Source organism: Corallococcus sp. BB11-1 (genome assembly GCF_026626625.1).
Classification (GTDB): domain Bacteria; phylum Myxococcota; class Myxococcia; order Myxococcales; family Myxococcaceae; genus Corallococcus; species Corallococcus soli.
This window is the reverse complement of sequence record NZ_JAPNJY010000004.1, coordinates 230,177-251,709: the sequence shown is the minus strand read 5'-3', so window position 1 is coordinate 251,709 and position 21,533 is coordinate 230,177. Positions and strand designations below refer to the sequence as shown.

Genomic DNA, 21,533 nt, shown 5'->3' with positions numbered 1-21,533 from the left:
CGGGAGGAGTTGCTAGGGGGCCCCCGTGGAATCCGCCTCCTCGCTCGCCGCGTCAACGAAGTGCCGCGCGACCATCGCGAACAACAATCGGCCGTAATGCCCGATATCTTCTCCTGCCTCCAGCGATGTGAGCAGGTGCGACATCATCCCGTTTGCCCTCAAGTCGTCGATTGCCATGGCGTCCACCCTTCTCGCGGGACTGGATTTCTGTTCAGTTTCCTCCTGCGAAGCCAGGCACGGCCGGGACCGGCGCAACGTCGGTCGGCGGACAGGGGGAGCGCATGAGGCCCAGTGAAAGCGCCTCCGCGCGTCTTTCTCAGGAGAAAACCCGGCGGGGGCGCCCCGGGCGCGAAGAGACATGGCCGCTGGCCTCCCGCTTGCTGTACGGGAGCCCAGCCAGGAGGCGGCAGTCATGAGATTCGAGAGCGCGGGGCAGACCCATATCGGGCGGCGACCGCACAACGAAGATGCGTACTGCGTCCTGCCCGAGCGTGGGCTGTTCGTGGTGGCGGACGGGTTGGGGGGCCAGGAGGGCGGCGAGGTGGCCAGCCAGTGCGTGGTGGACACCTTCGCGGGCTTCAGCGACCGGCTGGACCGGGACCGGGACGGCACCTGGCCGGACGCGGTGGATCCCGCCAAGAGCCGGGAGGAGAACTACCTGGCGGCCTGCACCGCGCTGGCCCAGCGCACCCTGCGTGTGCGCCGCGTGGGCAAGCTCAAGGAGATGGCCTCCACGGTGGTGGCGCTCGCGGTGGGGGACAGGGGCGCGGCGGTGGCCCACGTGGGCGACAGCCGCCTGTACCGCCTGCGCGAGGGCCGCCTGGAGTCGCTCACGCGCGACCACTCGCTCATCGAGGAACTGCGCGCCGCCGGCCGTGAGCCTCCCGGCAACCCGGCCAACCTGCGCCACCTCATCACCCGCGCCCTGGGCACCGAGAACGCGGAGCCCACCGTGCAGCGGCTGGAGGCGCAGCCCGGGGACGTCTTCCTGCTGTGCTCGGATGGCCTCTACGAGCCGTTGGGGCCGGAGGTGCTGACGGAGCGCTTGCAGGCCTCGTCCGCGCAGGCCGCGTGTGACTCGCTCGTCTCCGCCGCCTACGAGGCGGGGGGCCGCGACAACATCACCGCCGTCGTGCTGCGCGTCGCCGCGGCCTGAGCCCCCACTCGCGGTGAGGGCAGGCGGCAGGCGGTGGACCTGTCGGGTCGGAGGGCATTGCCGACCCATACGGGCGGGTCCGCGCGGACGGAGGGGGAGTCGTCAGACACAGGGACTTCAATCCTTCGTCATTTCCAGGATATTCTGGAGCCCCCCTGCGTCACCCCCCTCCCTCGACCGAGTACCCGTTGCGTATGACGCTCAGCCTTGCCGCGCGCTTGACCGCGGCGCTCTCCGCCGTGGTGATTGCCCTCACCCTTGGCACCGTGTCGCTGATGGGCTGGTCGCTGCGCTCGCGGGTGGAGGCCGAGATGGTCTCCGCGCTGGGGCGGGACGCCATGCGCTGGCAGTCGTTGAAGGACCAGGAGCTGCGGGTCCTCAAGGAGCTGGCCCGCGTGGCGGTGGCCAACCCGGCCTTCGCCAGCGAGGCGCGGCGCGCTTCCCCGGGCGGACCGGAGGCGGGGCTGCTGGCGGATCAACGCGCGCTGCTGGGCGTGGACCTGCTGGTGCTCACGGGGCCGGACGGTGCGCTCGTCACGTCCACGCGGGAAGGGAGCCTGTCGGGGCTGGAGGCGGTGGTGCGGCAGCAGGCGCAGGTGCTGCTGCCGGGCGATGGCGCGCCCCTGCTGGCGGCGGCCTGGCCGCTGCGGTCCAACGGCGCCACGGTGGGCCACCTCGTGGTGGGCTCGGAGCTGGGCGCGGACGACCTGGGGCTCCTGGGCGTGGGCGGCGAGCGGCTGGAGTCGCTGCTGCACGTGGGCTCGCGGCTGGTGGCGCAGTCGGTGCACGCGGTGACGGCGCCGGCGCTGCTGTCCGCGGCGGCCTCGGGCGTGACGAACGGCGGCGCGGTGGACGTGGGCGACGTGGCCCTGCACCTGGCGCGGGTGGACGTGGGGAGCGGGGTGGAGCTGGTGCTCGCGCGCAGCGCGGCGGCGGAGTGGGCGCGGATGCGCTCCTCGCTGATGGGCGTGTTCGGCATCGGGTTGCTGGTGGCGCTGCTGGCGGGCGGGGGCGTCTTCCTGCTGGTGCGGCGGATGATGGCGCCCCTGAACGCGCTGACGGCGGCGGCGGCCCGGGTGGTGGCGGAAGGGGACTTCAGCGGCACGCTGGAGGTCCACTCCAAGGATGAGATTGGACAGCTGGCCACGTCCTTCGGGGACATGATGGCGCGGCTGCGCGCGGTGCTGCTGGCGCTCAAGAACTCCGCGCAGGAGCTGGAGGCGACGGCGCTGGAGCTGGCCACGTCCGCGTCGGACCAGAACCTGGCGGTGACGCGGCAGGCGGCGGCGCTGCACCAGACGCAGATCGCCGCGCGGCAGCTCCAGGAGAGCTCCCGGGCGGCGGCGCAGCGGGCCACGGGCGTGCTGCGCGAGGCGGAGAAGGCGGGCGCGGTGGGCCAGGCGGGCGAGTCCGCGGTGGCGGGCAGCGTCGGGGGCCTGACGCACATCCGCTCCCAGGTGGAGCGCATCTCCAGCACGGTGTCGGAGCTGCGCCAGCGCACGCGGCAGGTGGGGGACATCACCGGCACGGTGAAGGACCTGGCGGACCAGTCCAACGTGCTGGCGCTCAACGCGGCCATCGAGGCGGCGCGCAGCGGCGAGTCGGGGCGGGCGTTCGCGGTGGTGGCGCGGCAGATGCGTTCGCTGGCGGACCAGTCCGCGACGGCGACGTCGCGCGTGCAGTCCATCCTCGGCGACATCGGCCGGGCCATCTCCGAAGCGGTGAAGACGAGCGAGGGCGGCTCGCGCGAGGTGGAGGGCGGCCTGGACCAGGCGAGGGCGGCGGGCGAGAGCCTGCGCGCGCTGGCCACGGTCATCCAGAACAACAGCGAGTCCGTGAAGAGCATCGCGGACATGGTGAGCCAGCAGGACGCGGGCATCGCGGAGCTGTTCGCCGCGCTGAGCGACCTGACGCGCCTGGCGGATGAGACGGTGGAGCGCGTGGCCACGAGCGCCGTGGCCGCCGCGCGCCTGACCACCGCGTCCCACGAGGTGAGCACCATCGTGGGGCAGTACCGGGTGTGACGCCCGGCCGGGGCGGGGCGCGCGCGTCCCACCGCCCCGACGTGCCGTGGCGGCCCGCTACCCGGCTTCGCCGCCGTCGATGGCGTAGGCCGCGCCGGTGATGGCGCCCGCCGCCTCCGAGGCGAGGAAGAGGCACACCGCCGCGACCTCCTCCGGCTGGATGATGCGGCCCATCGCGTTCATCGCCGCCAGGGCCTCGCGCGCCTGCTCCTCGCTGCGGCCCGTCGTCTTGGAGATGGCGGCGGTGGCGCCGGCGAACATGTCCGTCTCCACCCAGCCCGGGTTCACGTTGTTCACCGTGACGTTCTTGCGCGCGTACTCCACCGCCAGCGCGCGCGTCAGGCCCAGCAGCGCGTGCTTGGACGCGCAGTACGCGGACGTGTACTTCGCCCCACGCGTCGCGGTGATGGACCCGATGTTGATGACCCGCCCGCCGCCCGCCGCCACCATCGCCGGCATCAGCTCCCGGCACAGGATGAACGGCGCCGTCACGTTCACCGCCATCACCTTCGCCAGGTCCGCCGTGCTCGTCTTCGTCAGCGGCGCGGACACCGTGATGCCCGCGTTGTTCACCAGCACCCGGGGCGCGCCGTCCGCCAGGATGACCTTGCACGCCGCGAGCAGCGCGGACTCGTCCGCCACGTCCACCGCGTGCGTGCGGATGCGCTCGCCGCCCTCCTTGCGCAGGGCCTCCAGCGACGCCTCGGAGCGCGCCAGCGCCCACACGTCATGGCCCTCGCGCGCGAACGCCAGGGACACCGCGCGGCCAATGCCCCGGCTGGCGCCCGTCACCACCACCGTCTTCTTCGTCTCGCTTGCCATGGGCCGGCAGCATAGCCCCGCGCCCGCCCTGCGTTGACGCGCGTTCGCGTCGCCAGCGGCCCTGTCCCATTCCCCGCAGTCCTCGCGCCGACCCGGATATTCCGCCGCTCGCGATATGCGCGGGCCGGCCGGGCGTTTCCTCAAGCAGCAGCGCCCGCCGGTCCCAGGGAAGTTCGTGGCCGGCGGTTTCCTCAGTCCCCCCCTGACGAAAGGGTTCCCGCCTCCATGCGCCCAACGCATGACGACGGGAGCGCTTTGCCCGAGGCACCATGAGCGTGAAGTCCCTTGAGCGTGGCCTGTTGGTCGTTGCATCCCTGCTGGCGTCCACCCAGTCCTTCGCGGCGCCGCCCACCGGGGCCACCGTCAACCCGCGCGTCCTGGGCACGCGCGCCATCGTCGCGTGCGACGCCGTGGAGAAGTCCTGCGGCGTGGCCAGCATCTCCTTCCCCGCGGGCATCAGCGGCCTGGTGCCCTACGGCCGCCCGGACATCGCGGTGGCCACCATGTTCTACCCCTCGGTGGATGACGCGGAGGCCATCATCGCCCGCACGGACGCGGGCGACACGGCCCAGACCGCCGTGGACTACGTGTTCACCGTGGATCCGTACGCGGACTACCGCCAGCTCGCCGCGGTGAAGCTCAACCCCAACGGCACCATCACGGTGGGCCAGAAGACCGGCGCGGAGAACGCCCCGGAACGCTGCGCCGTGAAGGGCGCCACCTTCGTGGTGCAGGCCAACAACCAGACCTCCCCTCTCATCTGCGACGCGATGGCCTTGGGCTTCAAGAATGCCAAGGGAAGCCTGCCGCAGCGGCTGCTCGCGTCGCTCAAGTTGGGGGCCCGCGAGGGGAGGGATCGCAACGGCGAGCGCTCCGGCGTCATCCGCGTCTGGACCTCGGAGAACGAATCGACCTTCTACACGAAGGTGCTGGCGGACGCCGTCGTGCACAACAGCAGGACCGCGCTGCATGACCTGGACGTGGAGATGAACCGCTACCAGGCGGGCATCGCCGCGCCGTACGCGTCGGACCTCATCCCGCTCGACGCGGCGACCGCGAAGAGCGTGAAGTCCGCGCTGAACAAGATGGGGTACTACACCGGTGTCGTGGACGGGACCTGGAGCGACGCCGCCGAGCAGGCGCTGTCTGACTTCAACTGGAGCACCCTCTTCTTCCTCAAGCCCACGGTGGTGGTGGGCGGCCAGCGGAAGATCGATGGTCCGCTGGTCAACTTCCTGCGCGACGTGGACCCGAAGGCGCTCATGGCCGGGGGCGAGTGACGCAGCGCGCGCGGGTTTGACGGCTCCGGGAGTGCGACGTTAAGCACCCCGGCATGCCCCGCGCCGACATCACCGACCTGTTCCGCATCGACGACCTGCTGTCCGCCGACGAGAAGGCCGCCCGCGACTCCGTGGCCCGCTTCGTGGACTCGGAGGTGCTGCCCATCATCGGGCGGCACTTCCGGGACGGCACCTTCCCCGCGCACCTGGTGCCGGGGCTCGCGGAGCTGGGCGTGCTGGGCGCGAACCTCCAGGGGTATGGCTGCGCGGGGATGAACACCGTCAGCTACGGGCTCATCCTCCAGGAGCTGGAGCGGGGGGACTCCGGCCTGCGCAGCTTCGCGTCCGTGCAGGGCTCGCTGTGCATGTTCCCCATCCACGCGTTCGGCAGCGAGGAGCAGAAGGCGCGCTTCCTTCCGGACATGGCGAAGGGGAGGCTCATCGGCTGCTTCGGCCTCACGGAGCCGGACTTCGGCTCCAACCCCGGCGGCATGCGCGCCCGCGCCCGCAAGGACGGAGACACCTGGGTGCTCAACGGCACCAAGGCGTGGATCACCAACGGCTCCATCGCGGACGTCGCGGTGGTGTGGGCGAAGACGGAGGACGGCGGCGCGGAGTCCGTGCGCGGCTTCCTGGTGGAGAAGGGCACGCCGGGCTTCAGCGCCCGGGAGATTCCCGGCAAGTTCTCCCTGCGCGCGTCGCTCACGAGCGAGCTGTCCTTCCAGGACGTGCGCGTGCCCGAGCGCAACGTGCTGCCCGGCGTCGTGGGCCTGAAGGGGCCGCTGTCGTGCCTCAACAACGCCCGGGCCGGCATCGCGTTCGCGGTGACGGGCGCGGCCATCGCCTGCTTCGAGGGCGCGCGTGAGTACGCGCTGTCCCGCGCGCAGTTCGACGGCAAGTCCATCGCCGGCTACCAGCTCACGCAGGAGAAGCTGGCGGACATGCTCCAGGAGATCGTCAAGGCGCAGTTGCTGGGCTTGCGGCTCGCGCGCCTCAAGGACGAGGGGAAGAGCACCCCCGTGATGGTGAGCCTGGCCAAGCGCAACAACGTGAAGAGCGCGCTGGAGATCGCCCGCGTGGCCCGGAGCATCTACGGCGCCAACGGCATCACGGACGACTACCCGCCGGTGCGCCACATGCTCAACCTGGAGAGCGTCTTCACCTACGAGGGCACCCACGAGGTGCACACGCTGGTGCTGGGCAAGGCCATCACCGGCATCGACGCGTTCGGCTGAGCGGCGCCGGCGGTGCGGGGGCCGCCCCTCCCCCCGCTCCCGGACGGGAGGAGGGGAGGGCGCGGGAAGGGACTCAGGACTGCGTGCCGCCTTCGGAGCCGGTGTCTGGCTCGGAGGGCGTGGACTCGGCTTCGGCGGGGGCCTCGTCGTCCTCGGACGCGTCGTCGGCCGCGGCGGCCTCCGGCTCGTCGGGGATTTCGGGCGCGGTGCCAGCGGCCTCGGCGGCCTGCTGCGCCTTGAGCTGCTCGTCGTTCATGAAGCCGACGGGGCTCTCCTTGCGGTTGAAGAAGCGCACGGCCTTGGCGGACAGCTGGAACATCTGCTCGGCCGCTGCGGCGGGCACGAGCGAGTGCTCGATCTGCGCGGGCTCCGGGCGCTCCACCACGCCCAGCTCGCCTTCCTCCAACTGCTTGGCCTGGGTGGGGGACAGGTCCATGCGGCGCAGCTTCCCCTTGCGCGTCATGAAGTAGAACGTCGTCTCCCCGGGCTCCTGGGGCACCTGGGAGCCCAGCACCAGCTCGCGCAGGGCCCGATCCAACTCCACCTGCTTCTTGGACTCGGCGCGCTGGTAGGCCTTGGACCCCGGCAGGGGCGGCAGCTTGGGGATGGGCTTGTCGGTGGTCGCGCCCGGACGGCCGGAGGCGGCGAACCCGCCCTGCGGTCCCCGGAAGCCTCCACCCTCGCGGCGCGGCGGGCCTCCCGCGCCCTGGCGCGGAGGAGCTCCACCGCCCTCACGGCGCGGCGGGCCTCCCGCACCCTGGCGCGGCGGACCTCCGCGGTCGTCTCGACGCGGCGGGCCTCCCGATGTCCGGTTCTCATCACGTCCCCGGTGGGCGGGGGCGCGTGGAGCGCTCCCCCGGCTGTCCTCGGGGGAAGAGGCCGGGCGTCGCGGAGGCGCAGGAGAAGACTCGGTCTTCTTGGCCTGCTCCTCGGAGACGAGGCCCGCTTTCAACAACTTGTCTCGCAGGTTCTGCATGGGTTGGGCGTTCTATCCCTTGCACGGCTGCACGCAAGCCACCGCTTGCCGCTCTTGTGGGGCCCACGTAACTTGCCGCCCCCGCCGTCCTGTTGTGGAGGTTCCGTGAGAAGTCTGACGAAGTCCGCCGCCGCCCTCGCCCTGGTCCTGGCCGCCACCGGCTGCTCGGACCCGGTGGACAAGGCGGCCAAGGCCCGCATCTTCTCTCCGGAGGACCCGCCGAAGGTCGTCGCCTCCGCGAAGCAGAAGCTGCCGCCGGAGGACGTCGCGGACAACCCCCAGGTGTCGCGCCGCATCCTGGGCATGGACGCCGCGGAGGTCACCGAGCGGCTGGGCCCGCACTTCTTCCAGTCCACCCTGGGCTACGAGTGGGCCGGCCCCAACGGCAACACCCCCGTGAAGCTCACGGAGACGCGCTCCTTCCGCGCCGGCCCCGGGGGCGTCAACGGCGACTTCCACGGCATCCTGGAGAACTCCCGGGACCAGGGCCTGGAGGTCATGCGCGTGCAGGGCCAGGTGTTCGCGCGCAACCGCTACGGCCCCTACCGCCAGCGGCTGCGCGACCGGGGCATGGCCGAGCGCACCCGCACGGAGCTCACCGGCGCCATCCGCGACTTCGACAGCCTCTTCCAGGGCCGCATCAAGCTGACCCCGGCCGGCACCGTCACCCACGAGGGCCGCACCGCGTGGAAGTACGCCGTGTCCCTGGGCCCCGTCCAGGAGGGCGTCGCCCCCCAGAAGATGCCCGCCGCGTTCGTGCCCAAGAACGCCGACGAGACGACGAAGCGCCGCGCCAACTTCTTCACCCACCGGATGCCCCGCACGCTGGAGGGCGAGGTGCTGGTGGACGCGGACACGTCCGTGGTCCTCAAGGCCCGGCTGGACGGCCGGATCGGCGTGCCCCAGGAGAAGACCCCGGAGGCGGCCGAGCTGCGCATGACGCTGGAGTCCAGCCTGACGGAGATTGGCAAGGACCCGAAGCTCGCGCCGCCCCAGGACTTCCTGCCGGACGCGGACAAGCCCCAGGGCATCGCGGACGCGCTGGACGCCTTCGGCATCCCGCGCGGCAAGGCCGGTGATTCGCCCTCCACCCCCGGGACGACCCCCGCGAGCGCCGCCCCGGAGCCCGAGGACGAGGGCGAAGGCAACTGAGGTCCTCCTGAAGCCTCCCTGTGCTCCAGGCCGTTGGAAGCCCCACGGCTTCCTGCCTGGACGCATCGCGCCATCCCGGCTGTGACGGCCATGTCCTGGCGGGCCGTCCCCCGGAGGGTGCCTCTCCCGCAAGTGCCTGATGCGGCTGGGGGTCCCCCCTGGCCCTGGCCTTGCTCTGGGGGTGGGCATGTCCCGCTCCGCCCCCCTCCTGGCGTGCTGCGCGGCCGTGCTGTTCGCGGCCCCGGCGCCCGCTGAACCTCCCCGCAGCCTGGGCATCACCGTGGCCCCGCTGGGGGCCTACGTCCTCAAGGGCGAGGAGGTGGGGCGCACCATGGGGTACAGCGCGGGCCTGGGCTGGGCGTACCGCAAGGCGGGGGCGGTGCTGGAGGTGGGCGGACACCTGGCGTCCAGCCGGCACCTGACGGAGGTGACGCCCATGTCGGTGCGCTACGTGCCGCTGGGGGACACCCGGGTGCGGCCCTTCCTGGGCATGGGGGCCAGCCTGCTGGTGCCCCACGCGAGGCCCCAGCCCGCGGCCCCGGACGCCCTGGGCAGCCGCGTCCTCCAGGTGGGGCTGGAGTTCTCCGGCGGCGTGGGGCTGGAGCTGGGCCAGGACCTCTTCCTCTCCGCCGAGGCCCGCTACCAGAACTTCGCGGCGGACGGCGACCCCTTCTCCGGCGACCGGCAGACCCTCACGTCCCTGTTCCTGGGGATGGGGATGCGGCTGTAGCAGGTGGGGTGGGTCGCTACAGATTGGCAGCGACCTGTTGGAAGAAATTTTGACGGCCCTCTTGCGTCCCCTACAATCCTCGTCGGTTGCGGCCCAGACGCATCTGACATGCTCGGGTGTTCAGGCGTGCACAACGAAGGGAGCGGAGATGGAGCGCAAGGTCGGAAGTAGCACGTTGACCGCGAAAGAGGTCAAGGCGGCGCTGGAGAAGTCCACCACGCTGACGGCCGAGGAGGAGAAGGCCCTGCGCATGCGGCATGGCGCGGGTGCTTCCAGCCCGAGCGCGCCGCTGCCCCGCGCCGCGGGTGCCAACGCGGAGCTGGCCGACGAGCTGCTCGTCATCGAGATGCAGCTCATGAAGGCGATGCGCGCGCGCACCGGCCAGACGCGCACGGCGGCCAACGCCTCCAAGGCGCCCGCCGCCGCGGCGGTCCGGACGCGCGAGGCTCCGGCCAACGCGACGAAGGACAAGATCGTCCGCGCGCTGCGCACCAAGAAGAAGTAGGCGCGCAGGCGTTGTGTACAGGGGGCGTGAAGCCCCTACTGGTTGAGGATGGCCACGAGGCGCGCTCCCGCCTCGGGCAACGCCAACGGCGTGCCCGAGACCTCCGTGGCCAGTCCCTCCGCGTCGGTGGCGCCGCCCCGCGCGAACTGGCCCTTGAGCCAGGCGAACGCGGCGGGGTTGCGCCAGAAGTCCTCGTTGAACCGCTCCAGGAGGTGCGCGGTGAGCCGGGTCTCCAGGGCCCAGGCCCGCAGGTAGCGGGTGACGTAGAGCTGCGAGTCCACGTCATGCAGGAAGAAGCCCGGGTGCGGCTGCGCGAAGAGGGCGCGGCGCTGGCCGTCGGCGTATTCGTCCGCGCGCTCGGCGGAGGCGCCCTTCGTGGACAGGGACAGCTCGTAGGACAGCTTCGCGCAGTGGCGGCGCAGCACGGCCAGGGCCTGGAACGCGGACAGCCGGATGACGTCCTTCACCGTGCCGGACGGCAGGTGCAGGTAGCGCTTGAGCCAGGGGGGGGACAGCAGCAGCCGCTCGAAGGTGGCCGCGTAGGCCTCCGTGACGGAGGCGTCCCCCAGCCGGCGCAGCTCCGTGGGGGCGTCCTCGTCCACGTGGGCCAGGTGCCAGGCGTGGCCCAGTTCGTGGAGCAGGTCGCCCAGCGCGTCCATGCCGCTCCGGGGCTGGAGGACGAGCCGGATCTCATCCGGCACGCGGACGGCGGCGACGAAGGGGCGCGATGCCTTGCCCGGCCGGGCCTCGTCGTCCAGGCGGATGCGTCCCCCCGCGTCGGGGCGCAGGCCCCAGTCGGACAGCCAGCGCATCACGGCGGGCAGGGTGTCCTCGCGGCGGAAGTGCGCGTCCATCCACGGCGCGCGCAGGGCGGCCTGCACGTCGTGGCGCCGGGCCTCGCCGCCGGGCAGGGCGCGCAGGTCTGGCTCCAGCTTGCGCAGCACGTAGCCCAGCACGTCGCGGTAGGCGTCCTCGGTGCGCCGGAGGGTCTCCTCGGCGGCCTCCGCGAGCTTCCCCGCGTCGATGCCGGTGACGTCCTGGCGCAGGGCGGGGTAGTTCGGGAAGCCGAGCAGCTCCGCGGTCTGGAGGGCGGCGTCGCGCCGGTCGCCATAGGCGCCCCGGTGGTCCCACAGGAAGTTGCCGGCGCCGCTCTCCAGGAGGGCGCGGCGGGCGCGGTTGGATTCGCGGGGAAGCTGGGCCAGCGCCTGGGCCAGCGACAGCGTCTGGTCGTCGGCGGGGATGTGCGAATGCGCCTCCGCCGCGACGACGGCCTCCCCGGCCCGGGCGGCGAGGGACTCCTCCACCTGGGTGGCGATGAGCTCCCGCACGAGCGTGATGCGGCGCACCGCCAGGGTGTCGTCGCGGAGGCGGGCCTTGGCGAGCGCCTCGTTGGCGGCGGCGAAGGTCTCCGGCGAGGACAGCTCCGGGAACGAGGCGTGGAGGCGCGCGACGGGGAGGTCCGGGGCGAGCCCGGCGCCGTAGCGATATTGGAGGGTGGCCAGCTCGGCGAGGAAATCCTCGAGCCGCGACCGGACGGTATGCAGGGGACGGTCCATGGCGGCGCGGAAGGTAACAGGAAGCCCGCGTCACGGCAGGGACCGCGCGCATAGAGTGTCGCGCCATGTCCTCCCAGCCCGCCGCCTGCCTGCACGCCGTCCTCACGCCCCTGACGGCAGGGGAGGGCGCGCGATGAGGCGACGGACGCGGACGTTCCGGGGGGCGCACGCGGGCCGTGCGCGGGTGGCGGGAGGGGGCTCGCGATGAAGCGTCGGACGTTCCGGAGCGAAGGCGCGCACGTGGGCCGCGCGCTGGCGGAGGCGGTGGCGGCGGAGCTGGGGCTGCCGGTGGCGGATGCGCGGCGGCTGGTGGAGGTGGGCGCGGTGTACGTGGCGGGGCGCCGTGCGCGCGACGGGGCCGTGCGCCTCCAGTCCGCGCAGGTGGTGACGGTGGTGCTGGAGGAGGCGGGCCAGAGTCCGCTGGAGGCCTCCGGGCCGGCGGCGCCCTTGCGCGTGCTCTTCGAGGACGAGGACGTGCTCGCGGTGGACAAGCCCGCGGGCCTGAACGCGCAGCCCACCGAGGGGCGCGTGGGCGCAAGCCTCGTGGACGTCGTGGGCGCGCACCTGGGGCGTCAGGCGGGGCTGGTGCATCGGCTGGACCGGGAGACGTCCGGGGTGACGGTGTTCGGCAAGTCGGCGCAGGCCACGTCCGCGCTGGCGGAGGCGTTCCGGGAAGGCACCGCGCGCAAGCGCTACCTCGCGGCGACGGGGCCGGGACTGCCGGAGGACGGCACGGTGGACCTGCCCCTGTCGAAGGACCCGTCGCGCCCCGGGCGCTGGCGGGCGACCCGCGCGGCCAACGGCGTGCCCGCGTGGACGGACTACCGCAGGCTGTTCGCGAGCGACGCGTTCTGTCTGGTGGAGCTGCTGCCCCGCACGGGCCGCACGCACCAGCTCCGGGCGCACCTGACCGCGCTGGGGACGCCCATCCTCGGGGACGCGCGCTATGGCGGGGCGGGCAGCGCCGGAGGGCTTCTGGCGCCGCGGTGCCTGTTGCATGCGCAGGCGCTGGAGCTGGGCCATCCGCGCACGGGCCAGCCGCTGCGCCTGGAGGCCACGGCGCCGGAGGACCTGCGGGCCTTCTTCGTCGCGGCGGGGGTGCGGATGCCGGAGGGGCCCTTCGGGGACGCCGCCTGAGTCCGGGCCCGGAATGCCCGGGCGAGGGGGCGCACGGGGTCCCCTCGCACGGCGCATCGTGTGTAGACTGGGAACCTCAATGGGTGGCGGTAGAAACGGCAAGGGTCCTGGGACGCCGGATCCTTCTCCTCGTGGACCGGGACGGGTCCCGCGAGGAGAGGACGTGCACGGCGCGGTGGGCCCGGTCTGCCAGGAAGCCGTCCGGCTGCTCCGTGAGGGGCAGGCGGCCCGGGCGTACTCCGGGCTGGCCGCCGCCAGCCGTTCGCTGCCGATGACGCCCAGGTTGGCGGCCGTGCTGGTGCGGTGCGCGCTGAAGGCGGGCGCCGAGCGCGCCGTCATCACCCTGCTGGACGCGGCGATGGTGGCCGAGCGGGGCGTGGTGCGCCGCGAGGTGCGCCGCCAGTTGTCGAGGGTGCTGCGCCGCACGGGGCAGGAGGCCCGCGCCGCGGCCGTGCTCAACGGGCTGCTGATGGATGCGCCCGACGACGCCCGGGCCCGGTTCGTGCTGGACGTGCTGCGCGAGCGGCAGGCGAAGGCCGCGACGGCGCGGCGGACGGCCGAGGAGGACGAAGAGTCCCGGACGAAGACCGTGGAGGTGTCCGCGCTGGCGCTGTCGGATCCAGAGCGTGGGAACACCGTGGTGGAGATGCCCACGGCTTCCGTTGCACCGCAGGGCGCCTCGGTGAGGGCCGCGCGAGCGGACACGGTGCAGGTGCCCCTGGGCGAGTGGGCAGGTCTGGGGCGGGCACCGGCGCGAGGACCGGAGTTCCCCTGGGAGGACGAGGGCCCGGGCAAGGCCCGCGTGGTGACGCCGTCGTCTGAAGCTCGGATGCCGGCGACCGCGCCCAAGAGTCAGCCTGCCGGGGTGGGCGATGCCGGCAGGACGCCCGATCCGGTGCGGGTGTCTTCGCCTGGGGGCCATCCCGGGGGCGGTGGTTCGGGGGCCGCGCCTGGGGAGGCGGAGGCTTCGGAGCCGGAGGAGGCTTTGGAGCCCGAGGGTGCGGACGAGGCGATGTCGTTCCGTTCGACGGATCTTCCGTTCGTGATGGGAGACACCCTCAGGCCCGTGCTCGGAGGCCGGGCTGGTGGCGCGGTGGATGTTCCCGAAGGCATGAAGCCTGCTTCGGAGCTGTCGGAGGCGGCGCAGGCTGAAGCGTCGCTGGAGCCCCGAGAGGGAGATGTGGCGCTGGCGGTTTCGTCGCCGGTCCTCGCCGCGAACGCGGAGCTGGAAGCCGGGCCGACGTCGGATGCTTCGCGTGCGGGGACCGAAGACGGCGCCGCGACGGAGGCTGGAGCAGGGCCTGCGGCGGAGTCGCTTCGTTCCATCATTGAAGGCGCGGCGGTGTCGCCGGATGTGCCTGGGGCAAGCGCGCGAACGGCATCCGATGGCGTGGAGTCATCGCAGGTGCAGGCGGATGTCCCGCTCGCGGTGGAAGGCTCCCAGCACGCGTCCGACGCGAAGCCCACGACGTTGGACGTGTCGCAGCGAGTGGATGTTGCGCAGGCGTCCGATGCAGGAGTTGCTGCTTCATCGCGTGTGGATGAGGAGCCAGCGGCTGGCGAGCTGGCTACAATGTCGAGCACGCCGTCCCTGGTGGATGGGGCAGTCGACGCATCCAGCGCGCCTTCGCCAGTCGATTCCGCGCAGGCGCTTGATGAAAGACCTGCTGGAGCCGGCACGGTGTCCCTGGTGGATGGGGTTCAGCCGGTCGACGCATCAAGCCCGTCGGCGGCAGTCGATGTGACGCCGACGATGGATGTGCGGTCCACCGGGGCGAGCACCTCTCCGCCAGTCGATGTGGCAATCGTCGTTGACGAGAAGTCCGCGGCGTCGAGCACCTCTTCGCCAGTCGATGCGGCAGGCGCACTTGATGAGAAGTCCGCGACGTCGAGCACCGCTTCGCCAATCGACCCGGCGCAGGTGCTCGATGCCTCCGCGACCCAGAGCACATCGTCGCCCGGCGTCACGCAGGGCCCTGCCGAACTGTCGAAGGTGGTGCCCGACGTACCGGCTCCAGTCGAAACGCCACGGACGGTGGCGGGGCATCCGAAGGAACCGGATGCGCCTTCGATGGAGCCGCGTCCGATGCACGAGGACGCAGCCAGGCCGACTGCGACGCCCTCCGAACCCACGTCATCGAAGGACTCGGAAGGAAAGCCGTCCGCCCAGAAGACGACCACCGACAAGGACTCCTCGGGTGAGCGCAAGGCTGCGCGGGTGCTCGACGCAGTGCTGGTTCCGGGCGCTCCCTCGACTGCCTTCGACGCGGACGAGTCAACATCGGAGATGAGCCCTCCGAGTCCGCCCGAACCGGTCGTGGCCGGTGCGCCCCCGAAGACGACCGCTGCGGACACGTCCAGGTCGGAGCCACGTCCGCTGAGCGCGGTGCTGGTGGCCGGCGCCCCGGCGATGTCGTTCGACGAGGAGGAGCCGACCTCGGAGATCATTCCTCCGGCACCGGGTGACGCGGCGAAGGACGTTTCGTCAGCCCAGGCGCGTGACGAGAAGTCGCACGCGCCGCCGCCAGCCTCTTCGCATCGACGGACCACCGTGTTGGTGCCCGCCGCCGCGAACCCCGCTTTCGCCGAGGAGGAGTCGACCTCGGAGATGGTCCTGCCTCCGGAGGCGGCTGCCTCGCGGGCCACGCCCTCCACGACGCGCGACTCCGGCCGGTTCCCCTCGGTGACGCCTTCCGGGAAGGGGAGCGACGCGGCTTCCTCCGTGCCCTCGCAGGAGGACGGCGCGGAGCTGGCCCGCTCACAGCGCGAGGAGTCCCAGCTCATCGCGCGCCGTGCGTGGCGCGAGCTGGCCCAGCTCTACCTCAAGCGTGCCGACCGCGCGAAGGACGCTCCCGCGCGCGCCGAAGCCCTGACGCGGCTCGCGGAGGTGATGGAGAACGAACTCCAGGACTCCGCGGGCGCGGCGCGCATGTACCGGGAGATCGTCGAGCTGACCGGCGAGCGCACCGCCTTGCGCGAACAGGTGCGGCTGCTGTCCCTTCGCGAGGACGCGTCGCTCGTGCGCCGTGCGCTCGACGACGCGATCAAGCGGGCGAGGACGTCCCGCGCCCGGGCCATCGCCCTGCTCACGCGGGGAGAGCGGCAGTTGAACATGGGAGCTCCCGCGAAGGCGCGCGAGGACCTGGAGGCGGCGGAGGCGCTCGTGCCGGGCCTGCTGCCGGTGCTCGCGGGGCTCGTGCGCTGTGTCTCCGACGAGGAGCGCCCCGCCCACGCCGAGCGACTGCGCGCCGCCTGTGCCGCCGCGCCGCGCCGCGCTCCGGATCGCCTGGATGCGCTGCGGGTGCTCGCGCAGACGGCGGAGGAGTCGCTCGGCGATCTGCGCGTCGCGCAGTGGGCCTGGGCCGAAGTGCTCGCGGAGAGTCCGGACAGCGACCAGCCCCGGGAGCACCTGTTGGCGCTCGCGCGCCGGTTGGGAGACCTGCCCGCGCTCAGCCAGCTCCTGCACGCGCAGCTCGCCCGCGAACCCCGGGGGCCCGAGGCTCGCAAGGCACACCTGGAGCGCGTGGCCACGCTGGAGGCCATGGGCGACGCGGGCGCGGCGCTGGCGGAGCTTCGCCAGGCGGTGCGCTTCGAGCCGGGGCACAAGGAAGCGTGGCTGTTGCTCGCGGACCGCTGCACCGAACGCGAGCAGATGGGCGAAGCCGCCTGGGCGATGGAGAACGCGGCCACCGCGACGGAGGACGACGAGGAGCGCCAGCGCATGTGGGAGCGGCTCGCGCTCTTCTGCCGCGAGGTGCTGCACAACACGGAGCGGGCCCGCACCTACGCGCGCCGCGCCGAGAGCCTGCGCAAGTCCCGCGAAGCGCGCGTCCGTCCGCCCGAGCCTCCGCGCACCGCGCCCGCGCCCGCGCCCGGGGTGGCACCGCCCTCCGTGCTCGTGTCGCCTCCGGTTCCCACGGGACGCGTCCCCGTCAGGAACAAGGACCTGTCCGACGAGGTGACGGCCAACACGGACCTCGGGTCGCTGGGAGCCGTCGGGGAGCCCTCACCGGCCACGTCCGAGAAGCCCCCGGTCCAGCAGGCGAAGGACGGTGGGGCTCGGGCATCCACGGCCGCGAAGCCGTCCTCCCTGAAGTCGGGACGAGGATCCCCCGAGGCCGAGGAGGCATCCCGCGCGGCAGTGGCCGTGAAGGCCCCGTCGGGAAGTCACGCCCCGGTCGCGAGCACTTCCCCAGACATCGAGTCCCCCCGCAGGGCTGCCTCCGTGAAGGCGCCCTCGGGGAGTCATGCATCGGTCAAGGACGCCGAGCCAGGAGCGCGCAAGTCCGCCTCCGTGAAGGCTCCGCCTGAAGGCCCTCCGTCGCTCGCGGATGCCGCACCGGGACCGAGCACCACGGCGCGTGCCTCCTCCGCGAAGCCCGCGCGCGGAAGCACGTCGGATGCCGTCGCGCCGAAGCGGGAGGCCGCTCCCGAAGAGGTTGCCGCCACGGGTCGCAATCCGCGCGCCCCCGCCCCCCCGCCCCGGGAGCGGACGACGGCCTTCGGTGCGCCCATCGCATCCGAGCCCGTGCCCTCGCCAGCGTTGGTCGCGCCCCCAACGCCTTCCTCCATTTCGCGCAAGGCCGCACCCGCGACCCCGGCCGCCTCGCGCGAGCCGCCGCCCAAGGCCCGTGCGTCCTCGTCCCCCCGCGCCGACAGCGCCCGGCCACCTCCGGCCCCGGCTGCCTCGCATCCCTGGGACGACGAGGAGGAGGACGCCACCGCCGCCCCTTCACCCGTGCCCCCCCGAAGCGCCCCCGCCGAAGCGTCCGCCCCCTCCGCGCAGGCCCGGAGCGCGGCCCCTGAAGGCGCGACCAACGCCCGGCCTCCTCGCGGCTCGGGCGCCGACGCCGCCAGTCCCGGAGGCACCCAGGTTCGCGAAGCCGCCCCCTCCGCCCGCCCGGAGCGCGCTCCCCGGGCCGGTCACGCCCCCCGGGCCCCGCTGTCCGCCAGCGGCGTGGAGCCCCCGGCCGCCTCCGCCCGGGCTCCGCTGTCCGCCAGCGGCGTGGAGCCTCCCTCCTCGCCCCGTGCGCCAGCGGCTTCCTCCCGCCCCGTCCCTCCGCCCGCCCGCCCGCGCGGTGTCTTCGATGCTCCGCCCACCGGGCCCACGCTGGACCAGATTCCGGACGAGGATGAGGACTCGGAGGAGCTTGGCGGCGGGCCCGTGGAGGCCACGAGCGTCATCGCGTGGGAAGCGCCGCCGGGCCGCATGGACCCCGTGCGCCGCATCCACCGCGCGGGCCGCCCCGAAGGCACCATGTCCGGCCCGGCCCCGGTGCGCGCCACCGGCCCGTCACGCACCACCGTCGGCGGCGCGGAGACGCGGGAGACGCCGCTCGTCCCGGACGCCGCGCCCCCCGCCGAAGCCACCTCCGCCGAACCCATCGTCTTCAAGCTCGTGCGCGAGCGTCCGCTCGACCCGAAGCCCTACCGGGGCCTCGTCGAACACTTCGACCAGCGCAAGGACGTCACCCGCGCCGCGCTGATGCGCGAGCTGGCGGACGCGCTCGAAGGCCGCGACGTCTCCGCCCCCCGCGTCCAGCGCGGCCCGCTCACCAGCCAGGAGCGTGCGGGCCTGCGCCACCCGGGCCTGCGCACCCCGGCCGGTGAGCTGCTCGCCTGCGTGGGCATCGCGCTGTGCCGCCTGTTCCCGTCCCCGGCGCGCATCGCCAGCACCTCGGAGCCCCTGCGCGCCACCGCCGGCCCCGGTGCCCCCGCCATCCTGGACGCGCTGCACACCGTCGCGCGGCTGCTCGGCGTGCCCCTGCCGGAGCTCATCGCGGGAGACGACGACACCGCGAACATCACCCCGGTGCACATCACCGTCCCGCGCCTCGTCGTGGGCCGGCAGCTCGTCCAGCAGCCCCCGTCCGTCGCGGAGCTGCGCTTCCACGCCGGACGCGCCCTGTTCTCCATGTCGCCGGACCTGCTCGCCCTGCGCGCCCTGCGCAAGGACCACCTGCTGCGCGCGCTCGCGCTCCTGTCCTCCGTGCTCAAGGACCCCCGGGGCGCTGGCGACGATGCCCGCGTGGTGCGCGAAGCGCTGTCCCCCAAGGCCCTGGAGCGCGCCTCCGCCCTGATGGAGCCCGGCACCCGCGACTTCGACGCGAGCCTGCTGTCCGCCGCCGCGAGGGACTCCGCCAACCGCGCGGGCCTCGTCGCCTGCGGAGGCCCCGGCCCCGCGCTCATCGCGCTGAGGGCCCGCAGGCCCCATGACTCGGAGCTGGAGGAGCTGGTCCGCTTCGCCGCCTCCGAGCGCTACCTCGCCCTGCGCGCCCCCACCGAAGCGGGCCGCGCCGGACGCTGAGGCGCGCCGCGCTTCAGTTCACCGACACGCGCAGGGTGAGCACCAGCAGGCGCCCGTTCACCCCGCCCAGGTCGTGCTGGTACGCCAGGTCCACGCCGCCGCCACCGGGCGACATGAAGCCCAGGCCCGCCGTCACCCGCGAAATCTCCTGGAAGCCGTCGTACGTGTAGCCCACGCGCACCGGCAGCACCTGGTTGAGGATGTACTCCGCGCCGGCGTTGTACGTGAGCACCGTCGAATCGCGCGTCTCGAAGTCCGCGCGCACGTCCGCCGCCAGCACCAGCGCCTGACCCACGTAGCCCAGGTGCCCGGAGTAGTAGCGCGTCAGCTCCACGTTCTGCGTGTCGATGAGGTTGTGCCCCGACACGCCCACCGTCACCTGTTCGCCCAGCCGCACCAGCAGGCCCGCGTCCAGCGTGATGGAGTTGGCGAAGCGCGACTGGCCATTGAGCCGCAGGTACTTCCCCGACAGGCCGATGAGCAGCGACTGGCTCAGCGGAATCGCGCCGCCCAGCGAGCTCAGGTTCGCCGACGTCCGGCTGCCCCCACGCCCCAGGCTCAGCCAGTGGTAGTCCACCCCCAGCGCCAGCCGTCCGCTGCTGGAGTCCGCCAGGCTGATGCCCAGGAAGCCCTCCTTGTTGCGCGGGTCGTACGCCCCCGTCCCTTCGATGCGGTAGGCCGGGAACAGCGCCATGGCGGCCGGGTTGCCCTGGAGTGCATCCGCACCCAGTCCCACGGCCCGGAAGGCGCTGCCCATGCCCAGGGCCCGGGCGTTGGCCAGGTTGCGCAGCTCCTCCGCCGGTTCAGCGGCCCGGACGACGGCGGGGACCAGGGGCAGCGTCAAAATCAGGGCGGCGACGATGGCACGGAGCGGCATGGCGGTGGGGAATCTATCCGGCTTGCTGGGGTTCTGGGCCACCAATAGATTCCCCGCCCCATGTCCTCTCCCGACACGAAGGCCGCGAAGCTCATCCGCAAGTGCGTCATCCCCGCCGCTGGCCTGGGCACCCGTTTCCTTCCGGCCACCAAGGCCGTGCCCAAGGAGATGCTGCCCATCGTCGACACGCCCACCCTCCAGTACATCGTGGAGGAGGCCGTCGCCGCCGGCATCGAGGACGTCGTCGTCATCAACGGCCGGGGCAAGTCCGCCATCGAGGACCACTTCGACATCGGCTTCGAGTTGGAGACCACGATGCGCGCGCGCGGCAAGACGGCGGAGGCCGACAAGCTGCGCGCCATCGCGAACCTCGTGCGCATCGTCAGCGTCCGTCAGAAGGAGCCGCTGGGCCTGGGCCACGCGGTGCTGTGCGCCAAGAGCGTCATCGGCAACGAGCCCTTCGGCGTCCTGCTGGGCGACGACATGATCGACTCCGAGGATCCCGGCATCGGGCAGCTCGCGCGCGTCTACCAGCAGCACCAGAAGGCCGTCATCGCGCTCATGGAGGTGCCCGACAGCGAGACGCACATGTACGGCATCGCCGCGGGCAAGGACCTGGGCAACGGCGTCATCCAGATCGACCACATCGTGGAGAAGCCCAAGAAGGGCACCGCGCCGTCGAACCTGGCCGTGATTGGCCGCTACGTGCTGCCGCCGTCCATCTTCCCCATCCTGGAGACGCAGACCACCGGCGTGGGCGGGGAGATCCAGCTCACCGACGGCCTGGCCACCCTCCAGAGGACCGAAGGTCTGCTGGGCTACAAGTTCCAGGGCCAGCGCTACGACGCCGGTGACAAGCTGGGTTACCTGAAGGCGAACATCGCCTATGCGCTCAAGCGCCCCGACCTGCGCGGAGGACTCCTGGAGTACATGCGCGAGGTCGTCAAGACGGAGAAGCCGTGAAGCGTCTCATCGCAGTGTCCGTGGTCCTCGCCTCCCTCACCGCCGGCGCGTATGTGCTGCCCGGCGGCTCCATCCTGCGGCGCATGTCCGCCGCGCGTGAGGAGAAGCGCCTGTCGGCCTTCCGCGTGGAAGGCTCCGTCATCTTCTCCTCCACCGCCGTGGCGGAGGCGGGGGCCGCCCTCAACGTCCCCACCGAACGCCCGGACCTCCAGGGCGACGGCGTGCTGTCGGTGAAGATCCCGGGCCGCTGCCGCTTCGACGCCAGCACGCCCGAGAGCAGCAACAAGGTCTCCACGGTGCAGGTCTCTGGCCGCAAGCGCGTGGAGGGCAAGGAGCTGCCCGCCGTCTCCGTGCTCGTCGCGCAGGTGTGCGCCATCCTCGCGCAGGACGCGGGCAGCGTGCAGGACACCAAGCTCGCGATGGAGGCCTATCTCCAGGGCCTGGGCGTGGACACGAAGCGGACCTCGCTGGCGCGCTTCGGCGGTGAGGTGACGTACGTGCTGGGCGACCCCACGGAGGGCAAGCCCCAGTTCTGGGTCTACAAGGACGCCTTCCGTCCCGCGCGCGTGCGCTACACCGACTCCGCCGGCACCGCCTGGGACGTGCGCTTCGTGGACTACACGGCGCCGGCCACCGGCGACTGGATGCCCCGCACGGTGGAGGTGTGGCGGGCCGGCCAGCGCGTGGTGCGCTTCACGGCGCTGAAGGCCGACAACCGCTCCGCCGTGTCGGACAAGCTCTTCACGCCGTAGCGCGTCACCTGCTGAATCGCTTGCGGAGGGCGGGGCTCGCGGTGAGAGTCCCGCCCATTCC

General features: G+C 72.8%; 16 protein-coding genes. 11 read left to right on the top strand and 5 right to left on the bottom strand.

All coding sequences use genetic code 11. The features are described from left to right. Positions 1-12: 12 nt before the first annotated feature. Positions 13-177: a hypothetical protein gene (locus OV207_RS06535; RefSeq protein WP_267553540.1), complete on the bottom strand. Its 165-nt coding sequence runs from the start codon at positions 175-177 to the stop codon at positions 13-15. A gap of 235 nt (positions 178-412) precedes the next feature. Between OV207_RS06535 and OV207_RS06530 the strand changes: the two genes are divergently transcribed. Together OV207_RS06530 and OV207_RS06525 are read left to right on the top strand one after the other, a co-directional pair. After that, a complete protein-coding gene (locus OV207_RS06530) occupies positions 413-1,156 on the top strand; it encodes a PP2C family protein-serine/threonine phosphatase (RefSeq protein ID WP_267553538.1) in 744 nt (247 codons plus the stop codon). A gap of 194 nt (positions 1,157-1,350) precedes the next feature. Next, positions 1,351-3,180, top strand: a complete 1,830-nt coding sequence (locus OV207_RS06525) for a methyl-accepting chemotaxis protein (RefSeq protein ID WP_267553536.1) — start codon at positions 1,351-1,353, stop codon at positions 3,178-3,180. A gap of 57 nt (positions 3,181-3,237) precedes the next feature. Here the strand turns inward: OV207_RS06525 and OV207_RS06520 are convergent, their stop codons facing one another. Then, positions 3,238-4,002: an SDR family NAD(P)-dependent oxidoreductase gene (locus OV207_RS06520; protein WP_193347057.1), complete on the bottom strand. Its 765-nt coding sequence runs from the start codon at positions 4,000-4,002 to the stop codon at positions 3,238-3,240. 269 nt (positions 4,003-4,271) lie between these two features. On the opposite strand from OV207_RS06520, the gene OV207_RS06515 reads away from it, so the two are divergent. Both OV207_RS06515 and OV207_RS06510 read left to right on the top strand, forming a co-directional pair. Then, positions 4,272-5,282: a DUF1028 domain-containing protein gene (locus OV207_RS06515; RefSeq protein WP_267553534.1), complete on the top strand. Its 1,011-nt coding sequence runs from the start codon at positions 4,272-4,274 to the stop codon at positions 5,280-5,282. A gap of 53 nt (positions 5,283-5,335) precedes the next feature. Continuing rightward, entirely contained in the window at positions 5,336-6,517 is a 1,182-nt protein-coding gene (locus OV207_RS06510; protein WP_267553532.1) for an acyl-CoA dehydrogenase family protein, read from the top strand. Between the two features lie 73 nt (positions 6,518-6,590). Here the strand turns inward: OV207_RS06510 and OV207_RS06505 are convergent, their stop codons facing one another. Continuing rightward, the gene (locus OV207_RS06505; RefSeq protein ID WP_193347059.1) at positions 6,591-7,493 is read right to left on the bottom strand and encodes a DUF2058 family protein; all 903 of its coding nucleotides are present in this window, start codon (positions 7,491-7,493) and stop codon (positions 6,591-6,593) included. Positions 7,494-7,598: 105 nt separating this feature from the next. Between OV207_RS06505 and OV207_RS06500 the strand changes: the two genes are divergently transcribed. The 3 genes from OV207_RS06500 to OV207_RS06490 all read left to right on the top strand — a co-directional run bounded on the left by OV207_RS06500 (position 7,599) and on the right by OV207_RS06490 (position 9,880). Then, positions 7,599-8,645 carry a hypothetical protein gene (locus tag OV207_RS06500; protein WP_193347060.1) on the top strand — a complete coding sequence of 349 codons (1,047 nt, stop codon included), beginning with the start codon at positions 7,599-7,601 and terminating at the stop codon, positions 8,643-8,645. Between the two features lie 187 nt (positions 8,646-8,832). After that, on the top strand, positions 8,833-9,375 hold the full coding sequence (locus tag OV207_RS06495; protein WP_267553528.1) for a hypothetical protein: 543 nt from the start codon (positions 8,833-8,835) through the stop codon (positions 9,373-9,375). A gap of 148 nt (positions 9,376-9,523) precedes the next feature. Next, positions 9,524-9,880 carry a hypothetical protein gene (locus tag OV207_RS06490; RefSeq protein WP_193347062.1) on the top strand — a complete coding sequence of 119 codons (357 nt, stop codon included), beginning with the start codon at positions 9,524-9,526 and terminating at the stop codon, positions 9,878-9,880. Between the two features lie 35 nt (positions 9,881-9,915). Here OV207_RS06490 and OV207_RS06485 read toward each other — a convergent pair whose 3' ends face one another. Then, positions 9,916-11,436: a peptidase M3 gene (locus OV207_RS06485; protein ID WP_267553525.1), complete on the bottom strand. Its 1,521-nt coding sequence runs from the start codon at positions 11,434-11,436 to the stop codon at positions 9,916-9,918. Positions 11,437-11,640: 204 nt separating this feature from the next. Between OV207_RS06485 and OV207_RS06480 the strand changes: the two genes are divergently transcribed. Together OV207_RS06480 and OV207_RS06475 are read left to right on the top strand one after the other, a co-directional pair. Continuing rightward, positions 11,641-12,573, top strand: coding sequence for an RluA family pseudouridine synthase (locus OV207_RS06480; RefSeq protein ID WP_267553523.1), 933 nt, complete (start codon positions 11,641-11,643; stop codon positions 12,571-12,573). Positions 12,574-12,736: 163 nt separating this feature from the next. After that, positions 12,737-18,880 carry a hypothetical protein gene (locus OV207_RS06475; RefSeq protein ID WP_267553521.1) on the top strand — a complete coding sequence of 2,048 codons (6,144 nt, stop codon included), beginning with the start codon at positions 12,737-12,739 and terminating at the stop codon, positions 18,878-18,880. Between the two features lie 13 nt (positions 18,881-18,893). On the opposite strand, the gene OV207_RS06470 is transcribed toward OV207_RS06475, so the two are convergent. Then, positions 18,894-19,757: a hypothetical protein gene (locus OV207_RS06470; protein ID WP_267553519.1), complete on the bottom strand. Its 864-nt coding sequence runs from the start codon at positions 19,755-19,757 to the stop codon at positions 18,894-18,896. 60 nt (positions 19,758-19,817) lie between these two features. On the opposite strand from OV207_RS06470, the gene galU reads away from it, so the two are divergent. Further along, positions 19,818-20,720, top strand: a complete 903-nt coding sequence (gene galU / locus OV207_RS06465; RefSeq protein ID WP_267553517.1) for a UTP--glucose-1-phosphate uridylyltransferase GalU — start codon at positions 19,818-19,820, stop codon at positions 20,718-20,720. Continuing rightward, complete coding sequence (locus OV207_RS06460; RefSeq protein ID WP_193347068.1) at positions 20,717-21,472, top strand: hypothetical protein; 756 nt, start codon at positions 20,717-20,719, stop codon at positions 21,470-21,472. Before galU ends, OV207_RS06460 begins: the two co-directional genes overlap by 4 nt. The last annotated feature ends 61 nt before the right edge of the window (positions 21,473-21,533 follow it).

Excerpts from the sequence above, each read along its gene's own strand:
- OV207_RS06535 (WP_267553540.1), bottom strand. The coding sequence starts at position 177 with ATGGCAATCGACGACTTGAGGGCAAACGGGATGATGTCGCACCTGCTC.
- OV207_RS06530 (WP_267553538.1), top strand. The coding sequence starts at position 413 with ATGAGATTCGAGAGCGCGGGGCAGACCCATATCGGGCGGCGACCGCAC.
- OV207_RS06525 (WP_267553536.1), top strand. The coding sequence starts at position 1,351 with ATGACGCTCAGCCTTGCCGCGCGCTTGACCGCGGCGCTCTCCGCCGTG.
- OV207_RS06520 (WP_193347057.1), bottom strand. The coding sequence starts at position 4,002 with ATGGCAAGCGAGACGAAGAAGACGGTGGTGGTGACGGGCGCCAGCCGG.
- OV207_RS06515 (WP_267553534.1), top strand. The coding sequence starts at position 4,272 with ATGAGCGTGAAGTCCCTTGAGCGTGGCCTGTTGGTCGTTGCATCCCTG.
- OV207_RS06510 (WP_267553532.1), top strand. The coding sequence starts at position 5,336 with ATGCCCCGCGCCGACATCACCGACCTGTTCCGCATCGACGACCTGCTG.
- OV207_RS06505 (WP_193347059.1), bottom strand. The coding sequence starts at position 7,493 with ATGCAGAACCTGCGAGACAAGTTGTTGAAAGCGGGCCTCGTCTCCGAG.
- OV207_RS06495 (WP_267553528.1), top strand. The coding sequence starts at position 8,833 with ATGTCCCGCTCCGCCCCCCTCCTGGCGTGCTGCGCGGCCGTGCTGTTC.
- OV207_RS06490 (WP_193347062.1), top strand. The coding sequence starts at position 9,524 with ATGGAGCGCAAGGTCGGAAGTAGCACGTTGACCGCGAAAGAGGTCAAG.
- OV207_RS06485 (WP_267553525.1), bottom strand. The coding sequence starts at position 11,436 with ATGGACCGTCCCCTGCATACCGTCCGGTCGCGGCTCGAGGATTTCCTC.
- OV207_RS06480 (WP_267553523.1), top strand. The coding sequence starts at position 11,641 with ATGAAGCGTCGGACGTTCCGGAGCGAAGGCGCGCACGTGGGCCGCGCG.
- OV207_RS06470 (WP_267553519.1), bottom strand. The coding sequence starts at position 19,757 with ATGCCGCTCCGTGCCATCGTCGCCGCCCTGATTTTGACGCTGCCCCTG.
- galU (WP_267553517.1), top strand. The coding sequence starts at position 19,818 with ATGTCCTCTCCCGACACGAAGGCCGCGAAGCTCATCCGCAAGTGCGTC.